We start from the raw sequence: 4,885 nt of genomic DNA on the forward strand, positions 1-4,885 counted from the left end.
AATGCGGTCCGTCAGTCGACAAATGTAGTGACTGATACACCGCATTCGCGAGCAAGCCCGCTCCCACATTTTTGACCGCGCACATCAGTGGGTGCCTGGGTTGGCTCGTAGATGCGCGACCTTTTGCTCCAGGCCTTCCCACTGCGCTGCATCGGGTGCAAGGCGAGTACGCAGGTAGGACGCCAACTCCGCCACCTGGGTGTTCGACAGGCTGTCCTTGAACGCGGGCATATAGCCCAGATCCTGGGTCGCCGGGGCGCTGATGCCTTGCAGGATTACCTTGATCAGGTTGTCCGGTTGGTCGCTGTGCACGTTGGTATTGGTTGCCAGTGACGGGCTGACCCCAAACAGCTTCGGCCCCTGGCCGTCGGCATGGCAGGCCTTGCAGGAACCCTCGAATACCCGGCGGCCGTTGGCATTGGGTACTGTCGCGCTAGCCACGACCTGCGCTTCGGCGGCGCCGCTGTCATTCAGCGAGGCCAGGTAGACCGCCATCGCGCGGATATCGGTCTTGGGCAATTTCGCCAATTCAGTTACCACCGGGCCCATCGGCCCTGTCGCCACGCCATGGGCATCGGAATAACCGGTGCTTAGATAGGTGAACAGTTGATCCTCGGTCCATGGCGTCGGTGCCTTGGACAAGCCATTCAACGCTGGCGCTTCCCAACCATCCACCATGCCGCCGCCCAGGAATGCCTTGCCGCCCTTCTCTGCCCCCATCAGGTTGCGCGGCGAATGGCACGCCGCGCAATGCCCGAGGCCATTGACCAGATAGGCGCCGCGATTCCATTGCTCGCTACGCTGTGGCTGCACGGTGATTTCCCCTCGACGCAAAAACAGTGCATTCCACCCGACCATCAACGGCCGGATACTGAACGGAAAACTCATCGCATTCGACACGGGAGCCTGGCTCACCGGAGCCTGGGACATCAGGTAGGCATACAGCGCCTGCATGTCGGCGTCATTGATATTGCGAAACGCGGTATAGGGAAACGCCGGGTACAGGTTGCGCCCGTCGCGGCCAATACCATCACGCATCGCCCGCTCGAACGCCGGGTACGACCAGTTGCCAATCCCGGTTTTCTCATCCGGGGTGATGTTGCTGCTGTACAGCGTGCCGAACGGCGTGTGCATCGCCAGCCCGCCGGCATTGGTGGCGCCGCCCGGTGCCGTGTGGCACACCGCGCAATCCCCCACGGCGGCCAGCAAACGGCCGCGTTCCAGCGTGGCCTTGGACCAGGTGCCGGCGCTGGGCGGCGCAATCGGGGCGATTTCACTGTGAAACGGCCACGCGGTGGCGGCCATGCCCAGCACCGCGCCGAACGCGGCGAACAGTGATCCGAACAACCATTTTCGGCGCTTCTGCGGTGACTTCGCCGGCTCGCCCAACGAGCCCGCATTCAGCGCCGCCAACACGCGTTCGGGGGTGATCGGCAGCTCGCGAAAACGAATGCCGGTGGCGTCATAGATCGCATTGGCGATTGCCGCTGCGCTGGGCACCGAGGCCGACTCACCGGCGCCCATCGGCGGCTGGTCCTGGCGCGGCATCATCAGCACGTCGATCTGTGGCACTTCGGGGAAGGTCAGGATCGGATAACCGCCCCACTCCTTGCTCGCCACGGTGGACTCTTCAAACGTCACGCGCTCCTTGAGCACGCGGCTGGTGGACTGGATCACATTGCCGTGGATCTGATGCTGCACGCCCGCCGGGTTGATCATCATGCCCGAGTCATGCCCGATCACCACCCGCGTCACCGAGACGTCGCCGGTCTGCTTGTCGATGGCCACGTCCGCCACCCAGGCCGCCCACGCTGCACCGAAGCCCGGGAATTTACTGTGGATGTAGCGCGCGTAGGCAAAGCCCCGCCCCCGCAGCAGATGGTCTTCATTGGCAGTTTGCATCGGCGCGGTGCGCGGTGCCCAGTTGGCGCGTTCGGCGGTGGATTTCACCAGTTCGATGGCGCGCTCATCCTTTAGGTAGCGCAGGCGGTATTCCACCGGATCGACCCCGGCGGCGAAGGCCAGTTCGTCGATATAGGATTCATGGGCGAAGGTGTTGGGCAACGCCGATACACCGCGCATCCACGAGGCACGCACGATCGGTGCCATGTCGTTGATGGTGACGCGCATGTTTTCGATGTCGTAGGGCGGGATCGAGGTGCGGTCGCCCATTTCGAACATCGCTGCCACCGGCTCGACCCGGCCAGTCAGCAGCAGCGCCAAGGTAGGCGCGCCGTTGGACGGGTAGCTGGTTTCAAAGTCATAGCCGGCGATGCTGCCGTCGGCGTTCAGGCCGCCGTCGACATCCATCAGTTGCGCGGTGCCCTTGGGCTCCCACAGGTGTTCCTGTTCGCGGGTCAGTTGCACCCGCACCGGCTTGCCCACGGCACGCGACAGCAGTAAGGCGTCGGCGCACACATCGTCGGCGCAGTTGCGGCCGTAGCAGCCGGAGGCTTCCATGCGGATCACATCGATGGACTCTTCCGGGCATTCCAGCAGCCAGGCGAGATCAGCCCGCAGCAGGTGCGGGTTCTGGCTGCCGGACCAGACCCGGCTGACTCCGGGCTGATAGTCCGCCACGCCACACGACGGGCCGATGGAGCCGTGCATCTGGTACGGCCACAGGTAAGTGCGAGGCATGCGCTGGCTGGCGGCGGCCAGGGCTTCGTCGATGTTGCCCTGGTCGAGCACGGTTCGGCGCACTCGTGGGTTGTCGCGAATCGCCTGCTCGACATCGTTCATGTCCGGCAGTTGGTGGTTCCAGGGTTTCCAGTGAACCCGCAGTTCCTGGGCGGCCTTTATCGCCTGTTCTTCGCGTAGCGCCACCACGCCGACAAAATCGCGGATCGCCACCACGGCGACAATGCCCGGGATGTGGGCGATGGATGACTCATCCACCTTCAGCAGGCTGTTGCCGACAAAGTCACCGCAGTCCAGGCCCGCATACGGCGGGCGGATCACCCGGCCATGAAGCATGTCCGGCACGCGCATGTCGTGCACGTAAGTCAGCTCGCCGGTGGCCTTGCCCGGAATATCTACACGGGCGGTGCCTTTGCCAACCAAACGGTAATCGGCGGTGGCTTTAAGCGGCGCATCGCCGCTGATCCGCAGTTCGTCATGTTCGCCCCTCACCAGGTCGCCATAGGTGGTGGTGCGTCCGTCTTCGGCTGAGATGACGCCCGCGTCGACCTTCAGGCTTTGTGCACTGACCGACCAGCGTTGCGCCGCCCGCGCCAGCAGGAAACGCCGGGCTTCAGCGGCGGCATTGCGCAGCGGGATCGCGGAGATCTGCAAGGTCGCACTGGCAATGGTCGCGCCCTGGTTGGGCACACGTTCGGTGTCGCCCAGCACCATGCGCACCTGTTCCATTGTCAGGTCCAGCTCCTCGGCGACGATCTGCGCCAGCGAGGTGCGAATGCCTGTGCCCAGGTCCACATGCCCGTTGAAGGCATATACCAACCCGTCATCGCTCACCGCGATAAACAGGCCCAGCTCCTTGGGCTTGACCGTCGGTGTACCGCCCTTGGCCACCGGCCCCGAAGGCGGCAGCACGTCGTCGACGATCAGCAGCACGCCGGCCTTGGCCAGCCATTGGTCGCGGGAAGGGATTGCGTCAGTCATGGTCATCGATCCACGTTCAAGGCGTTTGGCGGGCGGCACGCAGCACCGCGCGGAGGATTTCGATATGGGTGCCGCAGCGGCAGAGGTTGCCCGACAGTTCGGTGCGCACCTGGGCTTCGCTGGGGTTGGGATTGCGGTCGAGCAAGGCCTTGGCGGTCATGATCATGCCGTTGAGGCAGTAGCCGCATTGGGCGGCCTGCTCGTCGATAAAGGCTTGTTGCACCGGATGCGGGGTTTGGCGGGTGCCGAGGCCTTCGAGGGTGACGATGTCGCGGCCCACGGCGCCCGACAGCGGGAAGACGCAGGAGCGTGCAGCCACCCCGTCGATGATCACCGTGCAGGCGCCGCACTCTCCCAGGCCGCAGCCGTATTTGGGACCGTTGAGTTGCAGGTCATTGCGCAGGATCAGCAATAGCGGGGTGTCCGCCATGGCGCTGACTTGTGTGGTGTGGCCGTTGACCTCAAGCGCTACCGTGATGTGCTGGCTGATCATTCGCTTCGCCCGTTGACTTTGGTGAAGTGCTCACTACATCAAGCAGTCAAAAAAAAGCGTCGCGTACCTGGGGTCTCGCGACACACTTGACTGGTGAAGTGGTTACTACATCAATTCAGAGCAAAAACGGTGCCAGCTCGCTCCTACAAAGAGCTGGCGGGGTTTTCAGTCTTGGGGGTCGTCGATCATTTTGCGTAGCAGGAACAGTACGGCCACGCGCTCGGCGGGGTTGAGGTTGCTCAGGGTCAGTTCGGTGATGGTGGCGGCGCACGGTACGGTTTGTAGCACCAGGGCGGCGCCGGATTCGGTCAGGTTGACCACGACTTTGCGTTTGTCTTGAGGGTCGGGCTCGAGGGTGATCAGTTCGCGGGCCTTGAGGCGTTCGACGATGCCGCGGATGGTCGCCTGGTCGACGGCGGTGGCCTTGACCAGTTCGGTCAGCGAGCTTGCACCGTGATCGCGCAGGGCGCACAGGGTGACGAACTGCACGGCGGTGAGTTGGGAGTCGCCGACGTTCTGCTGGAAGATCGCCAGGTGGCGCTGGTAGGCCTTGCGCAGCAGGTGGCCAACTTGCTCGGAGAAAACGTAGGAATCAGGCACGGCGGGCTCGGGAAGGCGGTGGACGATGGGGTGGCATGATGGCGGGGTTGCGCAAATGACTCAAGGATCTCATTGCCGGAACGCGGTCGAAATGTGGGAGCGGGCTTGCTCGCGAATGCGATGTGTCAGCTGGCGCATGTGTGACTGACGCACCGCATTCGCGAGCAAGCC

General features: G+C 63.7%; 3 protein-coding genes. All 3 read right to left on the reverse strand.

Features of this window, described 5'->3' with window-relative positions; genetic code table 11:
* Positions 1-84: 84 nt before the first annotated feature.
* The 3 genes from CEC48_RS30515 to CEC48_RS30525 all read right to left on the reverse strand — a co-directional run bounded on the left by CEC48_RS30515 (position 85) and on the right by CEC48_RS30525 (position 4,714).
* Positions 85-3,621 (reverse strand): molybdopterin cofactor-binding domain-containing protein, encoded by a 3,537-nt coding sequence (locus CEC48_RS30515; RefSeq protein ID WP_176438809.1) that lies wholly within the window; start codon positions 3,619-3,621, stop codon positions 85-87.
* A gap of 16 nt (positions 3,622-3,637) precedes the next feature.
* A complete protein-coding gene (locus CEC48_RS30520) occupies positions 3,638-4,114 on the reverse strand; it encodes a (2Fe-2S)-binding protein (RefSeq protein WP_088427211.1) in 477 nt (158 codons plus the stop codon).
* Between the two features lie 165 nt (positions 4,115-4,279).
* Positions 4,280-4,714 (reverse strand): MarR family winged helix-turn-helix transcriptional regulator, encoded by a 435-nt coding sequence (locus CEC48_RS30525; protein WP_088427212.1) that lies wholly within the window; start codon positions 4,712-4,714, stop codon positions 4,280-4,282.
* Positions 4,715-4,885: the final 171 nt, after the last annotated feature.

Source organism: Pseudomonas sp. K2I15, from assembly GCF_002204795.1.
Classification (GTDB): domain Bacteria; phylum Pseudomonadota; class Gammaproteobacteria; order Pseudomonadales; family Pseudomonadaceae; genus Aquipseudomonas.

Bases quoted from the DNA above. Each gene is read 5' to 3' on its own strand.
- CEC48_RS30515 (WP_176438809.1), bottom strand. From the start codon at position 3,621: ATGACTGACGCAATCCCTTCCCGCGACCAATGGCTGGCCAAGGCCGGC.
- CEC48_RS30520 (WP_088427211.1), bottom strand. From the start codon at position 4,114: ATGATCAGCCAGCACATCACGGTAGCGCTTGAGGTCAACGGCCACACC.